Source organism: Rhodococcus wratislaviensis, assembly GCF_041228765.1.
Classification (GTDB): domain Bacteria; phylum Actinomycetota; class Actinomycetes; order Mycobacteriales; family Mycobacteriaceae; genus Rhodococcus_F; species Rhodococcus_F wratislaviensis.
In genome coordinates this window covers 1,998,256-2,025,154 of record NZ_CP150488.1, presented here as the reverse complement: position 1 = coordinate 2,025,154, position 26,899 = coordinate 1,998,256, and the positions used below count along the sequence as shown (strand labels likewise).

The following is a 26,899-nucleotide window of genomic DNA, read 5'->3' as shown; positions in this document are numbered from 1 at the left end:
AGAAACAGGAGACACCCGTGACCAGGGAAGAACTCGACATGCTCGACTTCGCGGTCAAATGGGCACCCTTCGGCGGCGGTGACGAACACATCCTCCCCGAATTCGGCGTGTTCCCGGCCGTGTTCTACCGCCGGTTGCAACGTCTCCTCACCCACCACCCCACCATCAACGACAGCGTCAAGCGCCGACTCGACGAACTCTGCACGACCAAACTCGCACCCGCACGACCGGGCAGGAAAAGGTCGTACTCGCGCGTTCGCACCGCGGGGTGACTGGACCAGCGCGACCTATTTCGGCGCGGATTCCTCGACGACCCTGAGCCAATGCGCATGGGCGTGCGCTGCCCACTGTTCGCGGCGTCGCTGAAACAGCACGGCGCCGTCACGACCGATCCATTCCGGCAAGAGTTCCTTGGGAAGTTGTGGGTCGAGCCTCATGAACCTCTGCTGCAGACTCACGAGTTCGATGTAGGCAAGTAGCAGTTCGTCGTCGTCGCCCGGCTCGGATGCACCGTCCTGCGTAAGCAGTGTTCGGTAGCTTTCGGCAAGGTCGGTCAGATCCCAGGCTCGATCGACGACTTCGTGGTTGCCCAGTCCTCCCGGGTGAAGATTCCCGGTGAGGACGAGTGCCGATTCGGTCAGACCGAGCGTCGAGATCAATTCGCTCAGCTCTCGCGCTCTGTCGACGTGCGGTGTAACCCAGACTCCTGGTGTGGGATTGCCCATCCCCAACCACGTCAGTCCTCCGTTGAGACGGTTGCGAACCGAGTTCTTGCGTTGGGGCACGGTGATCGTCAGCACGAGCCATTCGTCATCCCACGGAGACGGTCCGTCGAGGAACGCATGCGACCGCTTGATGCCGTCGGCCGCCAACGCGCGACCGTGGTCGGCGAGATGCCAGCGCACCCCACGACCGACGCGTTCCCGCTTGATCCACATGGCCGATGCGGCGCGCGAGAGCAATTGCCGTGCAGCGTGATCCTCTATCCCCATCCCACCGAGGACCTTCATCAGGGCAGCCGTCCACGCCCCCTCCTCGGCGTCGTACAAAAACTCACCGATGACCGTCAACAGCATCGACCGCGCACTCGGCGGCGGCAGTGGCTGCCGCGCAAGACGGTTGGACGCAATCAACGAGTCCTCCTACTGTGTCGCAACGAATGTACCCACTTCGACCCGCACCGAGAACTCGTAAGCCCCCAACTTCTCCTCCAACGACTCGATGTCGACGCTCGATGCCGATGCGGGTGTCAGCGTCACGGTCACTTCCCGACGAAGACCGGTGTCGTCGAGTGCGATATCACAGACTACGGGTGCCCGGCTCGAGCTCGAAACGACGTGACAAACCTCGTCCTTCAACGCCAGTGCTCGTAGTGCGGGCTTCGATATCTTACCCACGGGAGTCAGCGGCAGCCGATCCAGCACCGTGACATGGACCGGGGTAGCCGCTTTCTCCTGCACATGTTCTCGGCAGAACTGCAATAGTTCGGCGGGCTCGGCAACAGACCCGGCCTTGAGCTGAACATAGGCGACCGGCATCTCCCCCTTCGCCTGGTCCGGTCGACCTACCGCAGCCACCACTTCGACCGCCGGATGCGAGCCCAGCGCCTCCTCGATATCTCGTGGATCGATGTTGTGACCCCCACGGATGATCAAATCCTTGCTGCGTCCAGAAACCCAGACGAATCCGTCTTCGTCCACTGTGCCTAGATCGCCCGTCCGTCCCCACACTCCCCCGCCGGGCACACCGGTCACGAAGAAGCCGGCATCGAGATGCGCGTCATGGTATCCGGGGCTGACAGTCGGTCCGCCGATCAGCAACTCTCCCTGCTCCCCTGGATTGCAGTCACGCATCCACCGGCCGTCGATATCGAGAACGACAGCGCGCACCCGGGAGTGCGGCAGGGACCGGCCGGCCGAGCCCACGCGCGGTTCGACGCCGTCGTTCGGATGTCCGGTGATCGTTCCGTGAAACTCTGTGCCTCCCCAACATTCGCGCAGCCATATTCCGAACCGATCGTGAAACGTCCGGATCAGAGCAGTGGAAACCGTGCTTCCACCGACGTGGAAATCGGTCAGCGTCGTCGAGCCCTTCGGTGCGTCCGCCGCGTTCAAGATCGCGAATGCTGTCGTCGGGGTGGTCATCGTCGATGTCATGCCGTATCGCTCGACGATCGCCCAGAAATTCTCGACAACGTCCCGAGACCGGAAGCCACCGGACGTCAAAGTCAGCAACGTCTGTCCGTAGACGACCGATCGAAGGGCAAGCGCGATGCTTCCGCCGCAGTGAAAGTTCGGCATACCGTGGCCAACCACGGCATCTTCCTCGCACCCCATCAGTGCTCCGACGTTCCACGCCACGACGAGTTGGCCGCTCTGCGACATGCGCACCAACTTCGGCGCACCCGTCGTGCCACCGGTGGGCATGACCATTGCATCCCGGTGGGGGTCGTCGTCGACGTCGACGGCGCGGCCGCGATGTTCGGTCAATGCTTCCGTGAACGTGCTGTTGTCACCGCCGACGAGAAGGACATCCCGAAGCGTCGGGACACTCGTCAGAACCGTATTGGCGTCCACACCGCGTTCCCGAAGGATCTCGTCAGTCGTGACCAGGACGGTCGCCGAGGTGAGCTTCAGGATGTTGACGAGCGAGGCGAGTTCGAGAAAGGGGTTCAGCGGCACGGCCGTACCCACCCGCTGAGCACCCCAGGTGGCGAACAATCCCTCGGGCACCATCGGAACCATCACGGCGACGACACTCGGTGCGTCCGCCGCACGTTCGAGGAACACCGATGCCGATGCCTCCACCCCTTCGAGTAGCTCGTGATAGGTGACCTCTCGGGTCGGCCTCATGAAGTCCGGCGCGTCGAGATGCAGAATCGCGCTCTTGTCCGGGTGCCGACGAGCCGATTCGGTCAGGCATGCGTGAATGGTCGAACCGGGTAGCAGGTGCTGGTGTCGCTGCTGTTCCACGTCGAGGATGTCCTCTCTCGACCGGACACGACGGCGCACCAAGGGCGCACGTGTGCTCATCTCAGGCAACGGAGATACCACCGTTCACACTGATCACCTGTCCTGTGATTCTGCGCGAGAGCGGAGATGCGAGGAACAGAATTGCGTCGGCCAGATCCTCGGGCTCGGTGAGACCCAGCTGAGCCTGTGAGACGATCTTGTCGAAGATCTTCTTGCTGAACTCGGCATTCATGGCCCGATCGTACGATCCGGTGTTGACGATGAGTGACGGTGTCAGAACATTGACACGAACGCCGTATCGCTTGGCTTCGACGGCGAGGGTTTGCGAGAACGTCACGATCGCAGCCATCGCGGCACCGATTCCGGTCTCTCCCGGGGTGGGGACCTTCGCTGCGTCCGACGCGATGGTGACGATCGCGCCGTGTCCGCGCTCGCGCATCACGGGCACGACGGCCCTGCTCATCAAGATCGGTCCGATTGCCTGCTGGACCAAGATGTCGATCAACTTGCCGGGTTCGATGTCGTGCAGCAACGTGGGCTGATATTGCGCGACCGTAGAGTTGACGAGAACATCGACTGCGCCCAGATGTTCGTGTGCCTGCCGGACGACTTCGTCCGCTGCCCCGGCTTCGTTGACATCTGCCGCGACGAACAGGATGTCGCATCCGGGATTGGTCTCTGCGAGTCGGGCAAGTGCGTCCTTGCCGCGACGTTCGTTGCGGCCGACCAGTACCTGCTTCGTCGCCCCTGCGTCGGCGAAGTATCTCGCGGTGGCGAGACCCACCCCCGACGTCCCACCCGCAATGAGAATGCCTGAGCCGGAAAAGTCGTACCCGCGCTGCGCGGACAGTGGCGATGTGTGCGGAGGGATCATTGTACGTTGCTCGCTTTCATTGAAGATGACGGAGAAGTCTGCGCGACGGCCGAGGCCTGCTGCGGAGCGTGAAGCTTGACGATGTAGGCGGCGCTGAATGCACCCAGAGCGCAGAGTGCGAGGCACAGTGCGCTGACGGTCCACACACCGCCCGCGGTGGGCTCGAGCGCGGTCGCGACCAGTGGTGCGAAGCCGGCAACCAACGCCGCCAGCTGCATTCCGAACGATCCTGCGGTGTATCGCACAGCGGCAGGCAGGCTCTCCACGACGAAGGCCGGGAAGATGCCGTTGACCACCGCGTGCCCCAGCCCTGCAACGAGGATGAGTGAGATGAACACCAGCGCCAGGTTGCCGACGCCGAGCATTGCGAAGTAGAAGAACAGAAGCACGGCCTCGCTGAGCAAACCGAAGACGATGAGTCGACTCCGACTGACCCTGTCGGAGAGTGCCCCCCACACCGGGTTCATGAGGACTACGACCAGCGTTGCCGCAGAGACCACCCACAACATGCTCGTTCGAGGAATACCCGACTGGTTGACGGCATAACTGAGGCTGTACACGGTGATGACGTACCAGATGGACATCATTCCGGCCATGATGAACGTGATACCGAGGATCGTCATCGGATGCTTGGACAGCGCGTCACGGATCGGATTGTGCTTGACCGCAGCCGCGTCAGAGGACGAAGCTGCACGGTCGGTCTGACTCTGCTTGAAGTCCGGTGTCTCGTCCAGACCGCGACGGATCAACATTCCGACGAGAACGATGACGGCACTGAGCAGGAACGGAATCCGCCAACCCCACGAATTGAACCGATCGTCCGGCATCAGCGTGACGACGGCGAAGACGATCGTCGCGAGGAGGGTTCCGCCCTGGGCGCCCGCGGTGGAGAAGCTGCCGTAGAAGCCACGCTTGTTCTTCGGGGCATGTTCGACCGAGATGAGGACAGCTCCGCCCAGTTCACCGCCGACCGCGAGTCCCTGCAGGACTCGTAGAACGACCAGAAGGATCGGGGCAAGCGAACCGATCGAGTCGTAGGTGGGCAGCAAACCGATACACACGGTCGCGGCGCCCATCACGGAGATCGTGAGTAGCACTGCAGTCCGGCGACCGTGCTTGTCGCCGATGTAGCCGAACAGCAACCCGCCGAGTGGACGAGCTACATATCCCGCGGCGAAGGTGGCGAAGGACAGCAGCAGTGCGACATGAGTGCTGACGTCACGGAAGAAGAGGTCGCCGAAGACGAGGGCTGCGGCAGTTCCATAGGCAACGAGGTCGTAGTACTCGATTGCCGATCCCGAGAAGGCCGCAAGAGATGCACGGCGGGAGGTTGCTTTCGATGGTGGCGTGACTATGTCGAGAGGCAGGGACGAAGTCATATCTGCTCCTGGAGCACTGGAAGAGGAAGGATCGCGACGAAGGGTCGACCGCGACGTCGATTGCCGAGCGGTCCGCGAATGGAATGACCATAAAATGTGACGTGCATCTCGTCAAGTGGACCGTCCGGACGGATTTGCGTGAGGCCTGTTGCATGCAAACGTATTTCGTCATTTTGCGCGAGCCGGCAGCAAGCCACCACACATCGCTCCCATGATCCGGTTCGCACGTTCGTAGCCTCCACATCCGCCTCGCACTCATCAGAGTAGCCCATCTAGCTGCGACGTTGTACAAATTTTTAAACATCTAGTTGCAACTTGTGAAAAATGGGCGCATGATCGCTCCTGTCGGGTACGTCACAGCCGAAGGCGCGTGCCTGGGTCCAGCGCCATGAGTTACACGAGAAAAGGACGGGCGAGAACCATGCCGTCGACATTCACACGGGCAATGCGCGCCATGAGCGCCGTCGCCGATAGTCCGAACGACTATGTCGCACAGTGGAAAAGACGAACCGGGAGACAGGCACTCGGAGTTTTTCCGATGAACTTCCCCGCCGAACTCGCGCACGCCGCAGGTGTACTTCCCGTGATCATCCAAGAAGACCGGCAACCGATCACAGTCGGGCGTAATCTGCTGGGCGAGTTCAACTGTGGATACACCCGAAACGTCGCCGATCAAGCAGCACTCGGCCGATTGGACGTCTACGACGGCTTCTTCCATGCCGACCATTGCATCCAGTTACTGGGTGCCATCGACGTCGTGCGCGAGGATGAATCGGACAAGCCGGTCTACTTCGGCCAATTGATGTCCTCTATGAGCGACGATTGGGCATTTCCGCAGGTACTTGGAAAAATGGAAGATTTTCGCAGCGAGCTCGAGAAATTCGCTGATCGCAGGATCTCCGACGCGGATCTCTCGCGAAGCATCGACGTCTTCGACGCCAACCGGCGCCTGATGCGGACGATCTTCGAGAACAGGCGGTCCGGCGACGCCGCACTGACATCCGCCCAGCTCCAGGTCCTCGTCAAGTCCAGCATGATCATGGACAAGGAGGAACACACAGAACTGCTTCGCGACGTGATGGGCGACTCGAGCCATGTGCCGCGCGACGACCGCATCCGCATCCACCTCTCCGGCCACTTCTGCCACGCCCCCAAACCGGAACTCCTGGACATCATCGAGGACTGCGGAGCCATCGTGGTCGACGACGACCTCTTCCACGGAACACGATATGTGTCAACAGATATCGGATCTGGAGGCGATCCTCTCGAAGCCCTCGCGTCGGTGTACCTCCGGCGCAACACCGCCGTACCCTGCCCCACCCGGGTTCAGCACGAAGTGGACTGGGACCGGTTCCTCGTCGACTCGGTCGACGCCAGCGGCGCGCAGGGCGTCATCGTCCTGATGGCGAAGTTTTGCGAACCGCACATGCTCTTCTACCCGGAGCTGCGGAAAGCATTGGAAGCCAAATCGATTCCTCTGCTGCTCATCGAAACCGAACACGAGGGTCTACCGATGGAATCCATCCGCACCCGGGTGGAAGCGCTGGTGGAGCGAATCAGACGCAAGCAACTGTCCACCGTTTAGCACCCACACCCACCTTCGGAGGAATTTACTGTGTCAGCCCCCACGCTCGGCAATTCCAACAAGATCGTTATCCCGACCGCCACCAACATGGTGGGCGACTACTGGGAGAACCTGTTCACGGCGAAGGAACGCGGCAAGCAAGTGGTCTGGTACAACGGTTCAGCCGTGAACCCGATCTTCCAGGCCGCCGGACTCGAGTGGTGCCACGGCGAGGCGTTCTCGGCACGCCTGGCCGCACAACAGCTCGAGAAGCCGGCCCAGCTCGCCGGCGAGGAATACGGGTACATCGGCGAGTTGTGTTCATACGCAAGAACACATCTCGGTTGCGCCGTACTCACCAAGCAGGCCAAGTCCGAGGATGAGAACGGCATCGTCGGACTCGTCGACCAACAGCAACTCGCCTCCCGCCTGCCTGCACCGGACTTCTTCGTCAACGCGTACGCCGGCTGCAGCACCGGCCAGCAATGGGACGAAATTTCGTACCGCGTCTTCGGAAAACAGGTGCCGATCTTCAACGTCTCCCTCCCCTTCCTGCCCAGCAACAAACCCGACGCAGGCTACCTTCGCGGTGAGGAGTGGGAGCAGGCCTCACGTTATGTGGCCGATCAACTGCACAAGCTGATCGCCTTCCTGGAGACGATGACAGGCCGGCCATTCGACTGGGATGCGCTACGGCAGAACATGTCCTACATCAAACGCGCCTCGGAACTACGACGCGAGGCGATGGCGCTGTGCCGTGCCGCCCCGACACCGGCCACCTACTGGGACTGGATCGCCAGCATCGCGCACATCAACTTCATGCCCGCCGGACCGGAATTGGTCCAGTACTTCGCCGACGTCAAAACCGAAGTCCAGTACCGTCTCGACCACGCCATCCCCGGCGTCCGCAACGAGCGCTACCGTCTCTACTTCGACGGCATCATGAACTGGAACAAGCTCGGCTGGCTCTCGCGCAAATTCGCCGACGCCGACGTCGCCGTGGTCTGCGGAAGATACACCCACAATGCGTTCTGGCAGGAACCGCACCTGATCGACACGGAAGATCCCATTCTCGGTATGGCGCAGCACTATCTGCTGTGCCCGACGAACCACGGCGTAAAGACGCTCAAGCACCTCACCAACCGCGATTGCATCGACTACGGAATCGACGGAATCGTCTTCCACGCCTCCCGTACCTGCCGAGCATTCACCAACCCCCAGCACCTGCTCGCGAAGTCGGCGCAGAAAGAACTCGGAATCCCCTCGATGTTCTTCGAAGGTGACGTCGCCGACGCATCCTTCTACAAGGACGAGATCCTCGAAAGCCGTCTGGCAGCCATGCTCGAGGGCATCGACGTCCGCCGAAGCCGGGTCTGATCGACGTGACGGAATACTTCATGGGAGTCGACCTCGGATCGACGTCCGCCAAAGCCGTCATCCTCGACGGGTCCGCAGCATTTCTGGGCGCGAGCGCCATTCAGATGGGCGCCGTGAGCCGAGCTGGAATGCGGCAGGCAATCGACGACGCCCTCGGCCGGGCCTCGGTGGCGCCGTCGCAGATCACGGCTACCATCAGCACCGGCTACGGTCGCAGACTCGTCCCCGGCATCGGGCGGACGTTCACCGAGATCACCTGTCATGCGCGCGGCGTCGCAGCATTGTGCCCCGGCGTCCGATTGATCGTCGACATCGGTGGGCAGGACAGCAAGGTCATCGCTGTGGACGGCGAGGGACTCGTCGAGGACTTCGCAATGAACGACCGATGTGCCAGCGGCACGGGGCGATTCTTCGAGGTACTCGCGAGGGCCATCGAGTGCGAGGTCGACGAGCTGGCCGACCTCGCCCTGTCGGGTGAGAAGAACCTGGAGGTCAGCAGCATGTGCGCAACCTTCGCCGAAACCGAGATCGTGTCGCTGCTCGCAAGCGGGTGCGAGCGGACCGACATAGCCGCCTCCGTTCACCGGGCGGTTTCCGCCCGGACGCTCGGTTTGATTGCTCAGGTGGGCAAGAAGACGCCGGTAGTGATGACCGGTGGGGTGGCGAAGAATGCCGCGGCCGTACACTTCTTGAGCTCGGCACTGGGGGTGCATGTGGATGTCCCGCCGGACCCGCAGATCACCGGCGCCTACGGTGCAGCCCTCCTCGCGCTCGAGACGTGCGGCACCGTGGCTTCGCCCCCGGACGTCGAACTCTCGCCCACCGGCCCGCCGGCCCACTCGTGCGGAGACTGCACCGGCTCGATCGAACTGCACATGCCGACCGTACCGGCGTCATAACGCGGTCGCCCAGCCTGCTGAACAGCCGTAGCTGCACCAACCACCTGACGATCGAGCTCTGTCCACGACGTACGGAGATCAATGAAGCACACGCGTAATTCCTTCTGCCGGATCTGCATCAATCACTGTTCGATACGTGTCGACGTTGACGAGGGAGTTGCGACCGCGATCCACGGGAACGGTCGCAATCAGGTGTACGGCGGATACACCTGCGTCAAAGGACGATCACAGCACGAATACCTCCGGCACGCCGATCGTCTCGTGCACTCGCTGGTGCGGACACCGGACGGCCATGTGCGTGTCCCCGTCGAGCAGGCCATGGACGAGATCGCCGCCAAACTTGCGGACATACGCGATCGGTATGGACCTCGCGCGATCGCCAGCTATGCAGGGACCATGGCGCACATCACCACCGCTCCGACTGCAGCACCCGTCCACAACGCCCTGTTCGATGCCCTCGGCTCCGACATGAGGTTCGACCCGAACACCATCGACAAAGGCGGGAAACAGGTCGCGCAGTCCCTCCTCGGGTACTGGTCCGCCCCGTCCCAGGGATTCGACGCACCGGAGGCCATCCTGCTGATCGGGATCAACCCGGTGGTTACCTGCACGGGCTTTCCAGCGGGCTCGCCCAAACGTTGGCTCCTGGACACCCTTGCCCGGGGGTGCAAACTCATCGTCGTCGATCCGCGCCGGACCGATGTGGCACGACACGCCGATTGGTACCTGCAGGCGGCACCCGGGCACGACATCCCAATTCTCGCGGCCATGATCAGGATCGTCATCGACGAGGGCCTGTTCGACCGGGACTTCGTCGCCCGGCACGTGCGCGGCCTTCCGGAGTTGAGCGCCGCGGTGCACGGGTTCGATCCTTACGAGGTGGCGCGGTTGGCGGGGATATCCGGCGCGGACCTCGTCGCCGCCGCCCGCTGCTACGCCAGCGCGAAACGTGGCTACACCATGGCGGGAACCGGACCGAACATGGCGGGCGAGGGCACGCTGGTCGAGTACCTGGTGCTCGCCCTCGAGACCTTGTGCGGACGCTGGCTGCGCGCGGGCGAGACCGTGTCGGCGTCACCCACGTTGCTCCCGTCCTATGTTCCTGTCGCCCAGGCCACATCGCCGGATGCCGACTGGGCGTTGCCGGGCACGGTGCGGGTCCGCGGATTGCGTAAGACCCGGGCGGGCAGGCCGACGGCAACGCTGCCGGAGGAGATTCTCACCCCGGGAGAGGGGCAGGTGCGTGCCCTGATCAGCTGGGGAGGTAACCCGGCCGTAGCGTTCCCCGACCAGCGGCGGACTGTCGAGGCACTCGAGTCCCTGGAATTGTTCGTCCAGATCGATCCGTGGTATTCCGCTTCGGCACGTGTGGCCGATTACGTGATCGCACCGACGATGCCGTTGGAGGCGCCGTCGACGACCGTGTTTCTCGATGCGCTCGCAGCGAGGGGAACGGGCTATGGAATCGGGCAATCCTACGCACAGTATTCGCCTGCAGTCGTCGAGCGCCCCGAGCGGTCCGATGTCATCGAAGAGTGGCGGTTCTTTCACGGGCTCATGACACGACTCGGGTATCCGGTCGAGGTATCGCCGTTCGGATGTCCGTCGTCTCCCCCTCGGCCGATCGACGGCGTCTCGACAACCGACGAACTCATCGACATCCTGACCGAGGGTTCCGCCATCCCCCTGTCGGAGGTCAAATCCCATCCCGACGGAATGACCCGGACGACCCGCCTCCTACAGGTGCAACCGGGCGACCCCGACGTGCTCGATCGCCTCGACATAGGCAACCACCTGATGCTCGCCCAGTTGGCCGGACATGCCGGCGTCGTCGAGCTACCCCGGTCGGACCGGCCGTACCGTCTCCTGTGCCGACGACACCTCCACGTCTACAACTCCTCCTGCAACATCGATCGAACCCACCGCGGCGTCCCCTACAACCCGGCGTTCCTGCACCCCGACGACATGACCGAGCTCGGTGTGTCCGACGGCGCGCTCGTTCGTATCAGCTCGGACCTGTCCTCCATCACCGCTGTGGCAATGAAAGATCCAGCACTACGAACCGGAATGGTGTCGATGGCGTTCGGCTACGGACCCACCGGTGACGCCGAAGAAGTATGGGCAGTCGGCAGCAGCCCCAGCCGGCTCGTGTCCCTCTCCGAGAAGTTCGACCGGTACACCGGGCAGCCGCGAATGACGAACATTCCCGTCTCGATCGACAGAATCGACCCTCCATGCCACACGTGATCACCCAACAGTGCTGCAACGATGCGAGCTGTGTGAGCGTCTGCCCCGTCAACTGCATCCACCCCACTCCTGAAGAGCCTGACTACGCGCGCGCGGAAATGCTCCACATCGACCCTGCGACCTGCATCGACTGCGGGGCATGCACGGATGTCGACGTCTGCCCGGTGGACGCGATCGTCCCGGACTCGGCTCTCACACCCGAGACCATCCGGTACGCGGACCTCAACGCGCGCTTCTTCGACGACTCGACACGAACGCAATACAGGCGCGAAAGAGTTGCGCGCGAGCGATCCGACCACAACGGGTCATCCGTAGGCCCGCTGCGTGTGGCCATCGTGGGGTCCGGGCCGAGCGCCTGCTACGCGGCGGACGAGTTGACGACCACGCCGGGTCTCGACGTCGAGGTTCACATCTTCGACCGTCTGCCCACGCCGTGGGGCCTGGTTCGCTACGGAGTTGCACCGGACCATCAACACACCAAGTCCGCAACACGGACATTCGAGCGCATGGCAAGTCGACCGGGAGTGTTCTTCCACCTCGGGGTAGAGATTGGCACGCACCTCACCCACGACGAACTCCTTGCCCACCATCATGCGGTGATCTACGCGGTAGGTGCGCCCGCCGACAAGCGACTGGACATTCCCGGAGAAGACCTGCCGGGCAGTGTGTCGGCAACCGATCTGGTCGGGTGGTACAACGGCCATCCCGATCACACAGACCATGCCTTCGACCTGTCCACCGAGCGGGCGGTGATACTGGGCAACGGGAATGTGGCGCTCGATATCGCACGGATCCTCACACGCGACGTCAAGGAATTGGCACGTACGGATATCGCCGGACACGCCCTGTCGGCGCTGGCCGGCAGCGGCATCCGGGAGGTCGTCGTAGTAGGTCGCCGTGATCCGGCGTATGCCGCTTACACGACACCCGAGTTGCTGGGGCTCGCCGGGTTGACAACCGAGGTCGAGGTAACCCTCGACTGTCCCGCGACGGAAGTCGACCCTGCCGAGAATGACAACGATCAGACGGCCTGTCCACCGACGACGCTGAAGGCGCAAGTTGCAGATGAGCTCGCGTCACGACCCGCAGGTAGCGCCCCACGCAGGATAGTGCTGCGATATCTGGCATCACCGGTGGAGATCCTCGGCGACGATCGCGTGCGAGGAATACGGTTGCGACGCAATGAGATGGTCGCCGATGGTAACGACCGTTCCGGCATCCGGCCCACGAAGACCACAGATGTGCTCGAATGCGGACTCGTCGTACGGTCGGTCGGTTACCGAGGCCGCCCGATGCCCGGCCTTCCCTTCGACATCGACCGCGGAATCATTCCGAACCACAACGGTCAGGTTGTGGATCCGAATACAGGAGAAACTCGGACGGGTGTGTACGTGACCGGGTGGATCAAACGTGGCCCTTCCGGCGTCATCGGCACGAACAAGCACTGCTCGATCGAAACGGTCACGAGTCTTCTCGACGACCACGCGAACGGGCGACTCACAGCTGCAGCGAGAGGCAGTCGATCGTTGCTGGATCTCGTGCGAGAACGAAGGCCGGAATCGATCGACTACGAAGGGTGGCAGGCCATCGATCAGTTCGAACGGGCTGCGGGGAAGCAAGCGGGACGTCCACGGGTCAAGATCGTCGACATCGATGGCATGCTTGTTCGGGCCCAATTCTCCTGACGCTACGCCGTAACGCACCACCACCCCCTGGCGGCGATCGCTTTCTGCCGGCAGGGGGGGCGAGGGTGGGGTTCATGGTGTGTCAGAAGGCAGAGATACCGCCGTTGACACTGATCGTCTGACCGGTCAGGCGAGCTGCATCGGGGCCGCCGAGAAACACGATGAGGGATGCGAGATCCTCGGGCACAGCCACCCCGAGATGAGCTTGAGCTGACGCCTTCTCGAAAAGCGACTTGCTGAAACCATCGCTGAGCACATTGGCCGCTGTTGGTGTGCCATCGATCAGCGAGGGAGTCACCGCGTTCACTCGCACACCGTTGCGCTTGGCTTCGATCGCGGTAACCCGCGTGAACATCACGATCGCGGCCATCGCGGCCCCGAGAGCACTCTCGCCGGGCGTCGGCACCTTGGCTGCATCGGACGCGATGTTGACGATGCTTCCCCCTCCCTGTTGCTGCATCAACGGCAACACTGTCCGGGTCATCAGCATCGGGGGTAGGGCCTGCCCCATCAGGATGCCCGCGATGTCGGCGACAGGAGTACGGTGCAGCAGCTCAGGCCGGTAGGACGTGGTTGTGGAGTTCACAAGAACGTCGACCGATCCCAACGCCCGGTGAGCCGCGACGACGGAAGATTCCACCTGACCGATGTCGGATGCATCAGTCGCGATGAAGGTTACGTCGACATCCGAACACCGATCCTGGACCGTTCGCTCTGCGGCCTTCCCTCGCTCTTCGTTTCGACCGAGCAACACGATTCGGCGTACGCCCGCGTCAACAAAGCCGAGAGCCGTCGCGAGGCCGACACCTGAGGTGCCACCGGCGATCAGCACTCCCGAGTCTTCGTAGTTCCGGACCAGCGTGGATGAGGACATGCACTACCTCCAGGGGCGATGCTATTACAGCATAGTTGACAGATATTGATGTGTCATGGACATTTATGTAGAGTATAGACACAACGCAAGGCATCTCCGAAAGGACGTCAGGACCCCGGAGGGCCTAGTTGTTTTTGATTGATGATGAGGTAATCGCTTTATCCTCGCCGGTACCGGAGGCATCCACGACGCCGCCCGGCTCGACGTTCCAGTCATATGACAATGCTGGACGAATTTTGGTTTTCAATGTATTACTTCAGTGTGTGATAGAGGCAACAAGGTTTCGAGATGTCTCGTGTACCGAGGATCGAAACGACACTTCAACTCGAACGCTGAAGACAGGATTACGCCCCATGCACCCAGAACTATCACTGTGGCCGTCGACTTCCAGCACAGGAGTTCGCGACATTACCCTCGGTGGGTTGCTTCGCGAGGCTGCAAGCACAGTGCCCGACCGCATCGCCCTCGTCGACGCCGCTCCGGACCCCAGCGAGCGGACCTCGTGGACCTACAGCGAACTGCTGACCGAGGTCGAGTCGGTTGCCAAGGCACTGCTGACCAAGTGCGAACCTGGAGATCGGATCGGTATCTGGGCCCCGAACAGTGCCGATTGGGTCATCCTGCAGCAGGCCGTCGCGATGGCAGGAATGGTCGTCGTCGCTGCGAATCCCGCCTACCGCGCCCACGAACTCGAATACGTGCTGAAGCAGGCCGGTGCCGTGGCACTGTTCTATCGCGACTCCTACCGAGGAGTCGACCTCCGATCGATCATCGACGAGATCCGGCCCAATCTCCCCGGGCTGCACACGATCGTCAGCACCAGCACGTGGCGGTCGTTCGTCGACGCCGCCGACAGCACGAAGGACTTGCCCGACGTAGATCCCATGGATCCCGTGCAGATCCAGTACACGTCGGGAACAACGGGCTTCCCGAAGGGTGCTCTACTGCACCACAAGGGCATCATCAACGAGGCCAACTTCGTGTTCGACCGCGCCGACATGGAAGAGGCCGGCGTGTGCATCAATGCGATGCCGATGTACCACATCGGCGGCGGCGCGGTCACCGAGTTGGGGACTTTCTCGAAGCGGGGCACCTACGTCGTACTCCCTGCATTCGATGCCGCGCAGACTCTGGAAATGATCGAAACCTACAACGGCACGCACTCGTTGATGGTCCCCACGATGCTCATTGCACTGCTCGAACACCCGGATCTGGCGACGAGGGACATTTCCAGCCTGCGCACGGTGTTGTCCGGAGCCGCAACCGTGCCCGAGAGCCTGATCCACCGAGTCATCGACCGCCTGGACTGCCGGTTCACGATCCTGTTCGGACAGACCGAGATGCACGGTGTGATCAGCCAGACTCGCGTCACGGACGATCCGGTCGATCAAGCAACCACCGTCGGTCAGCCGTTACCCGAACTCGAGGTAAAGATCGCGGACCCGCTGACGGGTGAAGCACTGCCAATCGGTGAGCAGGGCGAAATCTGTTGCCGCGGTTACCAGAACATGCTCGGTTACTACGAGATGCCCGATGCCACCGCCGCAACCATCGACGCCGAGGGATGGCTACACATGGGAGACCTCGGCACCATGGATACCCGGGGCTTCATCAAGGTCACCGGACGCCTTACCGAGGTGATAATCCGCGGTGGCGTGAACCTGTATCCTCGCGAGATCGAGGAGCTACTGTTCCAGCACCCGTCGATCGCCGACGTCATCGTCGTGGGCGTGCCGGACGAGCGGTGGGGTGAGCAGGTGGGGGCAGTCATCCGACTCCACGACGGCCACGATCGCCCCGACCCCTCTGCGCTCAAATCCTGGTGTCGCGAACGCATTTCGGCCCACAAGGCGCCTTCGCTCTGGTATTTCACCGACCAGTTCCCGATGACGCCGAGCGGCAAGATTCAGAAGTTCCGCCTGCGCGACCGAATTATCGCCGGCGAGCTGGCGTCGGCACCCGAACGCGCGGACGTGAGTTGACGCATCAAGGCGCTGACGCACCTACTTTGTAGCACTACGTACACCCCATTTCCCCGGCAGGAGCCCTGCATGCATCCCATCACCAACCGGTATACGCGCCTGATCGGAATCGACCACCCGATCGTCCAGGAAGGACTCGGCCCGTTCCGGACTCCCAAACTCGCGGCCGCTGTCTCCAACGCGGGCGGGTTGGGGACGGTCTCGATGCCCGGCATGCCTACCGACCTCGAGGCAGGCGCACGCACGTTCCGCGAACACATCGAGGAGTGCGCGTCCCTGACCGGCAATCCGTTTGCGGTGAACATTCCGGTCGGTGTCGACGGCAACGGCGTCGTACTGCCGTTTACCGACGTCTACATCCGCACGGTGCTCGAGGCTCGGCGATCAGATTCGGTACTGACCGACCAGTTGACCGTACTCACCACCTCGGCGGGATTCCCCGGCGACTACATCGGGCTGATCAAAGACGCCGGTCTGATCCACCAGCACAAGGTGGGGTCCACGAGGCAGGCCGTCAAGGCCGCAGACGCCGGCGTCGACGTCGTCATTGCTGCGGGTTTCGAGATGGGCGGCCACGCACCGAGCAAAGCCGTTCACTCGTATGTCTTGATTCCCAGTGTCACCGAAGCGGTCGACATTCCGGTTCTGCTCACCGGCGGCGCCCGCGATGCCCGGGGCCTCGCGTCGGCGCTGGCGATGGGCGCAGACGGTGTGGCGATGGGAACCCGGTTCATCGCCAGCACCGCGAACTCCGACTGGCATCCGGCGTATATCCAGGCGATTCTCGGGGCCGGGGAGGGTGACGATGTCGCATTCGACGGTGTCTACGGGCCGTGTCGAGGCCTGCGCAATGCTGCATCGAAGATGCTCACGGATCACCAGGAGTCGGCGGGTGAGATCCTCGACACCGTCGAGCTCACACGATGGAAGATCGAATCGATGCAGCGCGCTCAGACCGACGGGGACGTCACCGAGGGCCTGGTCCTGACCGGCCAGGTGGCGTCCGCGATCAACGACATCATCGAAATCGCCGAGTTCGTCCCTCGCATGGCGTCCGAGGCGGCCGACATCCTTCGCCGACTGGCATCTGCGTTGCCGACACCGGTGCCGACGCCGGTCTGAGCAGATTCCCTGGCAGCGGTGGTTCGAGTGGTCGCAGATAGCATGTCGTCCGTGACCGAATCAATGTCGAAGCCGGGTACGGGGGGGTCGACCTCAGTTGGCAGCGCGCGTTCCGCACTCATCTCGATTCTCGGCGAGTTCGTCGCTCCGTACCGTCGACCGGTACGGACGGCGGCGCTGCTCTACGCCCTCACCGGCCTGGGCTTCGGGGAGGCTGCCAGTAGGCAGGCAATCGCTCGCGCGGGTGCATCCGGTCTGATCACCGCCAAACGGGACGGTCGCGAAACGAAGTGGAGCCTCACCGAGCGGGGCCATCAGCTGTTCATCGAAGGTACGACGCGTGTGTTCCCGGACGCATCCCAAGCCGCGCGATGGGACGGCCGGTGGCTCGTCGTCATCGTTCCTGTTCCCGAGTCGCACCGCGCGGTACGGAAGAAGCTGTATGCCGCGTTCCGATGGGCCGGTTTCGGCAATCCCAGCCCCGGTGTGTGGGTCACCCCGCACGTTGATCGCCTGGCCGAAGCCACGAAGGTCATCGATTCCCTCGGACTGTCGCCGAACACCGTCTCCTTCATCGGGTCGCCCGCAGCCGCGGGCATCTCGGAGGACGAGTTGGTGCAGCGTTCGTGGGATCTCGAGAAGATCGCCCACGATTACGACGACCTACTGACCAGGTTCGCTGACAAGAAAGGCCTGTCGGGCGAGGCTGCACTGTTCGCCCACCTGGAGTTGGTGGACGCACTCCGGCAGACGCCCTACATGGATCCACACCTGCCGGACATCCTCCTCCCCGGCTGGGCCGGCCTCGGGGTCGTGAAACGACTCCAGGATTTCCGCACCGAGTGGGCACCTGCAGCGCACGCGCACTGGCTGTCGATAGCGCGCCTCGACTGAACACCGCTCGAACCGTTCGGGCATACGTCTAACCAGATTTAGTTTTACATTTCTCGACAGCGCCTGTCCTAAAATGTATAGTTCGAGGCAGCGCCGTTGCGGTGCGTTTCACTTCAGGAAGTTGAAGGAGAACAGTGAGCGAACTCCACGCACCCTCGCTGGCCACGCTGCGAATTGCCGCCGACGATCCGGTGTCGTACGCACAGAACTGGAAAGACACACATCGACGACCTGTCATCGGCTCGTTCCCCATGAACTTTCCGTCGGAGATCATGCATGCTGCAGGCGCCTTGCCGGTGATCGTTCAGGAGAGCAAGACACCGATCACCGAGGGTCGCAGTATGCTCGCCGAGTTCTATTGCGGATACACCAGAAGCGTCGCCGACCAGGCGGCCATCGGCGAACTCGACGTGTTCGACGGATTCGTCGCTGCCGACCACTGCGTTCAACTTCTGGGCGCCGTCGATGCCATCCGCTATGCACGACCCGAAAAGCCGGTGCACTTCGCGCAATTCACCAGCGCGATGGATGACGCCTGGACCAAATCGCGAGTCGACGGCCGAATCGGCGAACTGAAGACCGAGATCGAAACCGTCGTCGGCACTGTCGTGGCCGCCGAGGACCTCACACGCAGTATCGGACTGTTCAATGCGAACCGTCGCCTGCTCCGCCGGTTCTACGACTTGCGCCGATCAGGCCTGACACGCATCACTGCCGGCGAGATGCAACTTCTCGTCAAATCGAGCATGGTCATGGATATCGAGGAGCACACAGCCGTCCTCGAGACACTACTCGATCGACTCGTGCTGCGCGATCAGGCACCGGATGACCTCGTGCGGCTGCATCTTTCGGGTCATTTCTGCCACGCGCCCAAACCTGAGATCCTCGACGTCATCGAGGAATCCGGCGGACTCGTCGTGGATGACGACCTTTACACCGGCTACCGCTACATTTCTACCGATGTCCCCGAAAGCGACGATCCACTGAAGGCGCTGTCGACGTGGTACATGCAGCGAAACATCAACGCACCGTGCCCTACTCGCGTCACCAGCAAGGTTGACTGGGATACGTACCTGCTGGATTCGCTTGCGAAGAGTCGTTCTGTCGGAGTCGTCGTTCTGATGGCCAAATTCTGCGAGCCGCACATGCTGTACTACCCGGAGTTGCGCAAGGCGCTCGAAGAGCACGATGTGCCATCGCTGTTGATCGAGACCGAACACGAGGGCATTCCGGTGGAAACGTTGCGGACCAAGATGGAGACATTCATCGAGCGCATCCGTCGTCATGCCGCACCCGTCCCTGCCTGATTCGTAACCCACGTTCGAAGGAGTTCGTAGTGCCGATCGCAACGCCCCAAGACAAGACCAACCGACTGTCGAGCACCCGAGTCGGCGGAAAGATGACCGCCGATTACTGGGAGAACATCTTCACCGCCAAGGAGCGTGGCAAGCACGTTGTCTGGTACAACGGTTCCGCCCTCAACCCCATCTTTCAGGCAGCAGGCCTCGAATGGTGCCACGGTGAGGCATTCGCTGCCCGCCTCGCCGCACAGCACCTCGAGGAGCCGGCCCAGGCCGCTGGTTCCGAGTACGGTTATATCGGTGAGCTGTGCTCGTATGCCCGCACTCATCTCGGGTGCGCTGTATTGACGCAAAAGAACGTCAACGAACGCGAGAGCGGCGTCGTAGGCATGCTCGACCAGCAGGAACTGGCGGCCAAACTTCCTGCGCCGGACTTCTTCGTCAACGGGTATGCAGGTTGCAGCACCGGTCAGCAATGGGACGCGATGACGTACCGTGTCTTCGACCGAAAGCTCCCCATCTTCAACGTGTCGATTCCGATGCTGTGGGGCAACAAGCCGGACGCTGGATACATGCGTGGTGAAGAGTGGAACGAGGTCAGCACCTACGTAGAAGGCCAGCTGCGGGAACTGGTCGAATTTCTCGAGCATCAGACCGGGCGACCGTTCGACTGGGATGCGTTGAGCGAGAGCATGTCCTACATCAAGAAGGCATCGCAACTGCGCCTCGAAGCGATGGAGCTGTGCACACTCGCCCCGACTCCGGCGACGTATTGGGACTGGGTCGCCAGCATCGCACCCATCAACTTCCTCCCCGGTAATCAGGCACTCGTCGACTACTTCGCGGGTGTGAAAGCCGAGATCCAGCAGCGCATCGTCGACGGAGTCTCCGCCGTCGCAAATGAGCGGTACCGCGTGTACTTCGACGGCATAATGAACTGGAACAAACTCGGATTCCTCACCCGCAAGTTCGCCGAGTACGACGTCGCTGTCGTCGCTGGTCGCTACACGCATGAATCCTTCTGGCAGGAACCGCAACTCATCGATGTCGACAATCCGCTGCGCGGGATGGGCCAACATTACCTGCTGTGCCCACTGAACCACGGGCTCAAGAATCTTCAGGAATTGCTGCTCAAGCGCCTCGACCAGTACTCCATCGACGGCATCGCCTTCCACTCGACTCGCACGTGCCGCGCAATGACGAATCCACAGTCGATGCTGGCCAAAGCAGCCGAGCGGGAACGTGGGGTCAAGTCGTTCGTCTTCGAAGGCGACGTCGCGGACGCTTCGTTCTACAACGATGAGCTGTTCGACAGTCGCCTCGAGGCGATGTTGGAGGCCATCGACGTGCAGCGGATGAAGACGCTGGTCTGATGAACTGGTACGTGATGGGCGTCGACCTCGGCTCGACGACGGCCAAGGCCACCGTCGTCGACCAGGACGGTGGCTTGGTCGGCTCGAGCGTTGTCCAGATGGGTGCCGTCAGTAGAGATGCGGTGACACGCGCAATGAACCAGGCGCTGACGGCAGCAGATGTCACTCAGGACGACATCAGACGAACCATCAGCACAGGATACGGGCGCAAGCTCGTCCCAGGCGCCGACCGGTCGTTCACCGAGCTCACCTGCCATGCGCGCGGAGCAGCCGCCCTGTACCCGGGGGTCCGATTGGTCATCGATATCGGCGGTCAGGACAGCAAAGTCATTGCGGTCGACTCCGACGGTTTGGTGGATCGCTTCGCCATGAACGATCGGTGTGCGAGCGGGACCGGGCGCTTCTTCGACGTGCTCGCCCGCGCACTGGAAGTCGATGTCGAGGAGGTGGGCAGCCTCGCGCTGGCGGGCGCCGACGGCCTGGAAGTCAGTAGCATGTGCGCCACCTTCGCCGAGACAGAGGTGATCTCCCTCCTTGCTCAGGGGCAAGCCAAGTCTGATATCGCCGCCTCGGTCCACAAAGCCGTTGCCGCGAGAACCCTCGGCTTGGTCGCCCAGGTCGGCAAGGCGACGCCAACCGTCATGACCGGCGGCGTCGCCCAGAATGCGGCAGCCAGGCATTACATCGAATTGGCATTACGCCACCCTCTCGAACTGCTCGAGCAGCCACAGATCGCAGGAGCGTACGGCGCCGGCCTTCTGGCACGGGACGAGTACGCAGGATCAGTCGCCCCGACCGAGTCGCGTGACGGCGCAGCCAAGCAACAACTGGCCGCACGGGCAGCCGGAATAGTTCCTCAGTGCGCCGGTTGCGACGGAACCGCCGGCGACCACAGCCACGTCTCAATTCCGCTGACGGTGCGGACCACGACATGAGCCCCGTGCATGACTCCACGATCTTCATCGTGGGTGGTGACCAAGGACTTGGTTTGCTGATTGCGCATCGACTCGTCGAGCTCGGTGCACAGCGAATCGGCCTGATCGGCCGCGATGTCGAACAAGGTGAAATTGCGGCAAAACGGCTGTTCGAATCGGCGTCGGGTATTTGGGCGCTGTCCGGAGCCGGGGATCTACCCTCGAACGAGGACGCCTGTCGGGTAGTGGCGGAACTCGCAGCGTCACTCGGTGATGCCGACATTCTCATCAACTGTCTGCCCGGCGACACTGCCGTCACGGACGTCGTACTGAAATCCATGCGTGCACTCGGCCACGGAACCGTTGTGAACGTCGGCGGGACTTGCGATTCGGATTCCGGCGGTGTCAGCGTTCAATCGGTCGCTGTCGACGAGGATTCCGTCGTTGCGGACAAGGTGCTCGACCGACTGCGACACAACTAGCTCCGGTTTCGCAATCTTGACCGTGCCCGAGCCTCCGCGCCGCCCGGTCTTGACCCACAAACTCGCTGGTTCGCCCTTGCCGTATCCATCCTCAGGATTTATGGTCAGTCCAAATGCTGGAAGACCTGTCGCACTGGAATCGATCGAGCCATGAACCAGCACTCACCAAAACGGTGATGACTAGCCGCCTTTGGTGCGCCGCCACAAGCGAGGAGCCATGACTGATCGGTCGCCGATTCCGCCTCACCTGCGCCTGCTCGACGACGTACTCACACGCACCGCCGAGCAAGCTGACTTTGCGACCGCCTACGTGCTGGTGGCGGACGGGGCCCGCGGCAGGTTCATCCCGCTTCCGTACAGCGGACCCCTGGCCTCCGGACTGCGAGTGCCGCCGAGTGACCCGCTGATTCGTCGAGCGTTGGCGTCCGACGAGCCGATCCTTGCTGCGGGCGCGGCACTGACAGGAACCTGCTTCCAGGATTCCGCGCGGATCGTGGTGTTTCGGCTGTCCGATCCCATGTCGGATCCCGTCCGGATCCTTCTCCTCACCGACCCGCGGCTCGATGCCGAGTTCACTACCCTGCACTCTGCTGCGCTCGGCTCGATCCGCTCGCTCGTCGATTCCGCGGCGGCTACCGTCCTCGACGCCGAGGAGCAGCGCCGCCGGATGCGGGACCTCGAGCACGGCCGGCTGCTGACCGATGAGCGTGCCGCGGTGGTGGAGCGACTCGAGGATGCCGTCGCCGTTGCCGACACCATGTCCGCGATCGTGAAGGTCTGCGCGGAGTTGACGGGGAAGTCCGTGGTCCTGTTCGACAGGCGGGAGCGAATGATAGCCGCTGCCGGTCCACACACGGCGCGGCGAACGTCGATGCCCACGCTCGCAACCATTCTCCGCTCCTACCCGTCGGACGCGGATGCCGGATCGAAACCGATCGTTCTCACCGCCGGAGCGTCGACCGAGATGATCCGCCGAAAGATCGTCACCCGGGTCGCCGAGCGGGGTGAGCATTTCGGTTGGCTCGTGATCGACGAACATCCCACACCGCTCCGCCCGACCGACGAGTACACCGCCGCGCGGTGTGCACGTCGTATCGGCGCCCAGTTCCTGATCCAACGACGCATCGCCCGCGTCGCCTGGAACGCGAAGTCCGCGTTGACCCGACAATTGATCCTCGGTACGACCGCTCGAGAGGATCTCGCGGCGAGCGGTGAGTACCTCGGCGTCGACACCGACGCACACCGCGTGCTCGTATTCGTACGGGCTCCGGACGGAGAGCGCGAGGAATTCGACCAAGCCGTCACCGAACACCTCGAGCGTTTCCTCGGTGTCGAGGTGCTGTCGACCGCCGGGTCGGAGGGGGTGATCCTCTTGGTCGAGGCCCCAGTCGATGTCGCATCCGTGATTGCGGTATCGCAGGTCAAGGATGCGCTCATTCGCGCGGCAGCGGCGGTGTGCCGATCCCCGGGGCTGATCGCCGGTGTGTCCTCGGTCTGCGAACCGGCCGGACTCTCCCGCGCCTACCGTGAGGCCCGCGAAGTCGTCCAGTGCGCCGACCGATTCACCCCGCCCGCGGCGCGCCGAATTCTCGCGGTGGACGATCTGGGCCCGGCCCGGGTGTTTCTGGCCAACGGTGACCTCGACGCCGTGCAGCGGTTCGTCGACGACCTCCTCGGACCTCTCGTCCGAGATGCGCCCGGCACCGACGGTCTGCTGCGTACCGTGCAGTGCTGGTTCGACGCCGGCCGGAGTCCGCGCGGTGCCGCGCGCCATCTCGGCGTGCACGAAAATACTGTGCGACTACGCCTCTCGCGCGTTCACACCCTGACGGGCCTCGACGTGGTCGGCGACGCGGCACATCAGTTGAGCATCCAGACCGCGTTGCTGATTCTCCGCTTCCAGGGCCACCCCGCGCTCGACCCCGTCGAGGAAGCGACCACGACAGCCGGCGAGGTGGTCGATGAGCCGTGTCTCACCACCACGGTGCGACCGCGTTCGGCCGGGAACGCACCGGCCGCACATGCGACACCTCGCCCGCGTCCCGGTCCGTCGTACTCGTCTCCAGGATCGACAGGTACGCCGCCGCCACCATCGACAGGGTGACGTGTCGGTACCACGCCCTGTACCCGCGGACCTGATAGTCCGCGAGACCTGACTTCCTCCGTGCCGCGCGGAGGCACCCCTCGACTGCCCGATGACCATCGGCTGTCCGGGCGAGCTCGGACAGGATGCTGCCGACCGGCCCGAAACACAAGTGGTAGGTGACGTCGGACGGATCGGTGATCGATCGTCCGGCCAGCAACCAGCTCCCGTGACGCTGTCCGGACCTGTGCAAATCGACGGCCGCCCAGTCCCGCACGCGAAGTCCGGTGGCACTGTCGCCGTGACTGAGCCGGTGCCACACCGTCTCCGACAATTCGTCGATCACGGTGTCGACGTTGCGGACCTGGAGGTTTGCCGTGGTCACCCGGCAGTCGCCCGGTACCTCGATGATGTGGGGAACACCCCGCTCCTCCAATGATCTTCGCAAATGCTCCGATCGGCCGTAGGTCACGCCCGCCGTCACCCAGACGAACGGCACCCCTGCGTCGAGAGCCCGGTCGATCATCGTTCGCGCCAATTCTTCCGGGCTCTCGTATTTCACCGAATCGTCGATACCCGCCGCCCGGCAGCGGTCCCGGTGGTCGGTCCATTCCCGCGGCAGGTACAGCTCCCGGTCGATTAGGCCCACACCCGCGTCGGATGCGTACGCCAGGAATACTCCGGTCTGGGCGTTCTCGGTCCTCCCGGTCTCCCCCGATACCTGAGGGGCGGCCCCGGCAGACCGGCCGCCCCGCTTCCGGAATGAGAGATCACCGACGATCAACCGCCCCTGCCAGACATCGCCGACGGCCTGGACCACCACCCCACGCGTGTCGTCGCGCACGCCGTCCTCGTCCCAGGATGCCGCGTTCAGCAACCGTTGCATGCCCTCCGGGCCGGTCTCGCCCGCCGCCTCCGCCTGCGTCCACCCGTTCTTGCGGCGGGGGCCACCCATCAGTCCGTAGACGTAGGCCGACATCCGCCGACGCGGCTCGACTCGGGGGAATCGAGGGGCGAACTGCGCGCAGAAGACCACGAAGCCCCGCGGGAGGGCACGCGCCGTTCCGCGGTCGCGACGTCCCGCGTCGTGCGCCCGACCCGATTCATTCATCACGATCTGTCGTTGTAGTACATCCGGCACGGTTTCGGAACACCCCGCCATTACAGGTGATGTCGCGCACTCAACAGCTCGGATACGTCCACGGTCGCCCATCAGTCCCATCCAACTAGCCATGGGAGACCGAATGCGGGTATCTGCGCACTGGCAGGCCGGATTCTCTATTACTGCATTCACCAATGATTGGCAAGCATCCCCGCGGGACCGTGCTGTCGGCAGCCACAGCGCCGATTCACCCGCGATACCGGTGGGCGCCGGGCAGAGCGTTGTCCTGCCATTCCCGCCGTTCCTATGGTTCGCGGTGACGTCGTCACTTCCGCTGGGATCTGCACCCAGTCCGCGATTCCCCCTCAGAAGGTTCAGGTGACCATGGACAACCACCGTCGGCGAAACACCGCCGAACTCACAACCGACCACGCTCCCGGTTCGAGCATTTCGCGCAAGATCTCGTTCCGGATCGTGCCGATGTTGTTCCTCGCTGCGTTGCTCAGCTACGTGGACCGCACGAACATCGGCGTGGCCAAGCTGCAGATGCAGGCCGATCTCGGCCTCTCCGAAGCCGCCTTCGGCCTCGGCGCCGGAGTCTTCTTCATCGCGTACGTCCTCTTCGAGGTTCCCAGCAACATCGCACTCCATCGCATCGGGGCCCGAATCTGGATTGCCCGCATCATGGTCACGTGGGGGGTGGTCACGGCCTTGATGTCGCTGGTCGAGAACATCTGGATGTTCTACGGGATGCGCTTCCTCCTCGGCGCCGCGGAAGCCGGCCTGCTACCGGGCGTGGTCTACTACCTCACCCGATGGGTGCCCTCGGCGAACAGGGGACGGATCCTCGGGCTGTTCTTCCTTGCCATTCCCGTCGCGTCGGCAGTCGGGTCGCCCCTCACCAGCACTCTCATGTCGGTCCACCCGTGGGGCCTCGCCGGCTGGCAGTTCATGTTCATCGCCGAAGGCCTGCCCTGCCTGTTGCTCGCCGCCGTCATCGTCAAGTTCCTCCCGAACGAGCCCGGCGACGCGCGTTGGCTCGATGCGGCCGAAGCGCAGTGGCTCACCGACAAGATCAACCAGGAGGACCCCACCGTTACCGAGGCCGGCGCCAGTCGTCCGCACTGGACGGACGGACTGAAGAACTACCGGGTCCTCATGCTCGCTGCCGTGTACTTCTCGATGGTCGTGCCCATCTATCTCATGGGATTCTTCCTCCCCTCGATCATCAAGGAGATGACCGGAGGCACCGTCGGCACCACCGGGATCGGCTACCTGGCCGCGGTGCCGTACGTCTTCACGGGAATCGCCATGGTGCTGATCTCCCGGAGTTCGGACCGCACCCAGGAACGCATGTGGCACTTCGTCGTTCCTACCCTGGCCGGCGCCTGTGCCTGGGTGATCGCCGCCGCAACGGTGTCCTCCAGTCCGTACATCGCAGCGATCGCGATCTGCGTCGGCACCATCGGCGCGATGGCCACCATCCCGACTTTCTGGACCACCGCACCGAGAATCGTCTCCGGCGCCGCCGCGGCGTCCGGGATCGCGTTGATCAGCAGCATCGGCAACATCGGCGGATTTGTCTCGCCGTACATGTTCGGCATCATCCGCGACGCCTTCCCAGGCGAGGCCGGAAACAGGCTGTCGTTCCTCGTCGGCGCGATCATCCTCGGCCTCGGCGGCCTCATCATGATCGCCGTCTCGAAAACCCTCCGAACGACCACACCGATTCACGCGAATACCAAACAGCTGCAACACGACTGAATACGACAGAC

The 26,899-nt window shown here is 63.0% G+C and carries 20 protein-coding genes and 1 pseudogene; 15 read left to right on the top strand and 6 right to left on the bottom strand.

Annotated elements, in window-relative coordinates; genetic code table 11:
* The first annotated feature begins 17 nt into the window (after positions 1–17).
* On the top strand, positions 18–272 hold the full coding sequence (locus WKC72_RS09050) for a hypothetical protein (protein WP_128641193.1): 255 nt from the start codon (positions 18–20) through the stop codon (positions 270–272).
* Between the two features lie 15 nt (positions 273–287).
* Here WKC72_RS09050 and WKC72_RS09045 read toward each other — a convergent pair whose 3' ends face one another.
* The 4 genes from WKC72_RS09045 to WKC72_RS09030 are packed head-to-tail and all read right to left on the bottom strand — an operon-like array spanning position 288 to position 5,225.
* The gene (locus WKC72_RS09045; RefSeq protein WP_128641192.1) at positions 288–1,133 is read right to left on the bottom strand and encodes a PaaX family transcriptional regulator C-terminal domain-containing protein; all 846 of its coding nucleotides are present in this window, start codon (positions 1,131–1,133) and stop codon (positions 288–290) included.
* A gap of 9 nt (positions 1,134–1,142) precedes the next feature.
* Positions 1,143–3,032 (bottom strand): AMP-binding protein, encoded by a 1,890-nt coding sequence (locus WKC72_RS09040; RefSeq protein WP_370182351.1) that lies wholly within the window; start codon positions 3,030–3,032, stop codon positions 1,143–1,145.
* Between the two features lies 1 nt (position 3,033).
* On the bottom strand, positions 3,034–3,846 hold the full coding sequence (locus WKC72_RS09035) for an SDR family NAD(P)-dependent oxidoreductase (protein ID WP_128641191.1): 813 nt from the start codon (positions 3,844–3,846) through the stop codon (positions 3,034–3,036).
* Complete coding sequence (locus tag WKC72_RS09030) at positions 3,843–5,225, bottom strand: MFS transporter (protein WP_009475564.1); 1,383 nt, start codon at positions 5,223–5,225, stop codon at positions 3,843–3,845. The genes WKC72_RS09035 and WKC72_RS09030 overlap by 4 nt, the downstream gene beginning before the upstream one ends.
* Before the next feature lie 421 nt (positions 5,226–5,646).
* Between WKC72_RS09030 and WKC72_RS09025 the strand changes: the two genes are divergently transcribed.
* The 5 genes from WKC72_RS09025 (at position 5,647) to WKC72_RS09005 (ending at position 12,997) form a co-directional block, all read left to right on the top strand.
* Positions 5,647–6,810 carry a 2-hydroxyacyl-CoA dehydratase subunit D gene (locus tag WKC72_RS09025; protein ID WP_370182350.1) on the top strand — a complete coding sequence of 388 codons (1,164 nt, stop codon included), beginning with the start codon at positions 5,647–5,649 and terminating at the stop codon, positions 6,808–6,810.
* A gap of 30 nt (positions 6,811–6,840) precedes the next feature.
* Positions 6,841–8,166: a 2-hydroxyacyl-CoA dehydratase subunit D gene (locus tag WKC72_RS09020; RefSeq protein ID WP_009475566.1), complete on the top strand. Its 1,326-nt coding sequence runs from the start codon at positions 6,841–6,843 to the stop codon at positions 8,164–8,166.
* Between the two features lie 20 nt (positions 8,167–8,186).
* Positions 8,187–9,065: an acyl-CoA dehydratase activase gene (locus tag WKC72_RS09015; RefSeq protein WP_009475567.1), complete on the top strand. Its 879-nt coding sequence runs from the start codon at positions 8,187–8,189 to the stop codon at positions 9,063–9,065.
* Between the two features lie 81 nt (positions 9,066–9,146).
* Entirely contained in the window at positions 9,147–11,312 is a 2,166-nt protein-coding gene (locus tag WKC72_RS09010; protein WP_370182349.1) for a molybdopterin-dependent oxidoreductase, read from the top strand.
* Positions 11,300–12,997 (top strand): FAD-dependent oxidoreductase, encoded by a 1,698-nt coding sequence (locus WKC72_RS09005; RefSeq protein WP_268789388.1) that lies wholly within the window; start codon positions 11,300–11,302, stop codon positions 12,995–12,997. Before WKC72_RS09010 ends, WKC72_RS09005 begins: the two co-directional genes overlap by 13 nt.
* 82 nt (positions 12,998–13,079) lie before the next feature.
* Here WKC72_RS09005 and WKC72_RS09000 read toward each other — a convergent pair whose 3' ends face one another.
* Positions 13,080–13,871, bottom strand: a complete 792-nt coding sequence (locus WKC72_RS09000; protein ID WP_370182348.1) for an SDR family NAD(P)-dependent oxidoreductase — start codon at positions 13,869–13,871, stop codon at positions 13,080–13,082.
* A 353-nt stretch (positions 13,872–14,224) separates the two neighbouring features.
* Here WKC72_RS09000 and WKC72_RS08995 point away from each other — a divergent pair, with 353 nt between their 5' ends.
* The 8 genes and pseudogenes from WKC72_RS08995 to WKC72_RS08960 all read left to right on the top strand — a co-directional run.
* Positions 14,225–15,853: an AMP-binding protein gene (locus WKC72_RS08995; protein WP_370184303.1), complete on the top strand. Its 1,629-nt coding sequence runs from the start codon at positions 14,225–14,227 to the stop codon at positions 15,851–15,853.
* 69 nt (positions 15,854–15,922) lie between these two features.
* On the top strand, positions 15,923–16,975 hold the full coding sequence (locus WKC72_RS08990; protein WP_370182347.1) for an NAD(P)H-dependent flavin oxidoreductase: 1,053 nt from the start codon (positions 15,923–15,925) through the stop codon (positions 16,973–16,975).
* 42 nt (positions 16,976–17,017) lie between these two features.
* A complete protein-coding gene (locus WKC72_RS08985) occupies positions 17,018–17,869 on the top strand; it encodes a PaaX family transcriptional regulator C-terminal domain-containing protein (protein WP_368680404.1) in 852 nt (283 codons plus the stop codon).
* A gap of 134 nt (positions 17,870–18,003) precedes the next feature.
* On the top strand, positions 18,004–19,176 hold the full coding sequence (locus WKC72_RS08980) for a 2-hydroxyacyl-CoA dehydratase subunit D (protein ID WP_370182346.1): 1,173 nt from the start codon (positions 18,004–18,006) through the stop codon (positions 19,174–19,176).
* Between the two features lie 92 nt (positions 19,177–19,268).
* Entirely contained in the window at positions 19,269–20,543 is a 1,275-nt protein-coding gene (locus WKC72_RS08975) for a 2-hydroxyacyl-CoA dehydratase subunit D (RefSeq protein WP_370184301.1), read from the top strand.
* Positions 20,543–21,478, top strand: a complete 936-nt coding sequence (locus WKC72_RS08970) for an acyl-CoA dehydratase activase (RefSeq protein WP_370182345.1) — start codon at positions 20,543–20,545, stop codon at positions 21,476–21,478. The genes WKC72_RS08975 and WKC72_RS08970 overlap by 1 nt, the downstream gene beginning before the upstream one ends.
* A complete protein-coding gene (locus WKC72_RS08965; RefSeq protein WP_370182344.1) occupies positions 21,475–21,939 on the top strand; it encodes an SDR family NAD(P)-dependent oxidoreductase in 465 nt (154 codons plus the stop codon). Before WKC72_RS08970 ends, WKC72_RS08965 begins: the two co-directional genes overlap by 4 nt.
* A 217-nt stretch (positions 21,940–22,156) precedes the next feature.
* A pseudogene (locus WKC72_RS08960) lies at positions 22,157–23,818 on the top strand (PucR family transcriptional regulator); the annotation flags it as partial.
* Positions 23,819–23,912: 94 nt separating this feature from the next.
* Here the strand turns inward: WKC72_RS08960 and WKC72_RS08955 are convergent.
* Positions 23,913–25,133 (bottom strand): IS701 family transposase, encoded by a 1,221-nt coding sequence (locus WKC72_RS08955; RefSeq protein ID WP_370182343.1) that lies wholly within the window; start codon positions 25,131–25,133, stop codon positions 23,913–23,915.
* Positions 25,134–25,508: 375 nt separating this feature from the next.
* Between WKC72_RS08955 and WKC72_RS08950 the strand changes: the two genes are divergently transcribed.
* The gene (locus WKC72_RS08950) at positions 25,509–26,888 is read left to right on the top strand and encodes an MFS transporter (RefSeq protein WP_370182342.1); all 1,380 of its coding nucleotides are present in this window, start codon (positions 25,509–25,511) and stop codon (positions 26,886–26,888) included.
* Positions 26,889–26,899: the final 11 nt, after the last annotated feature.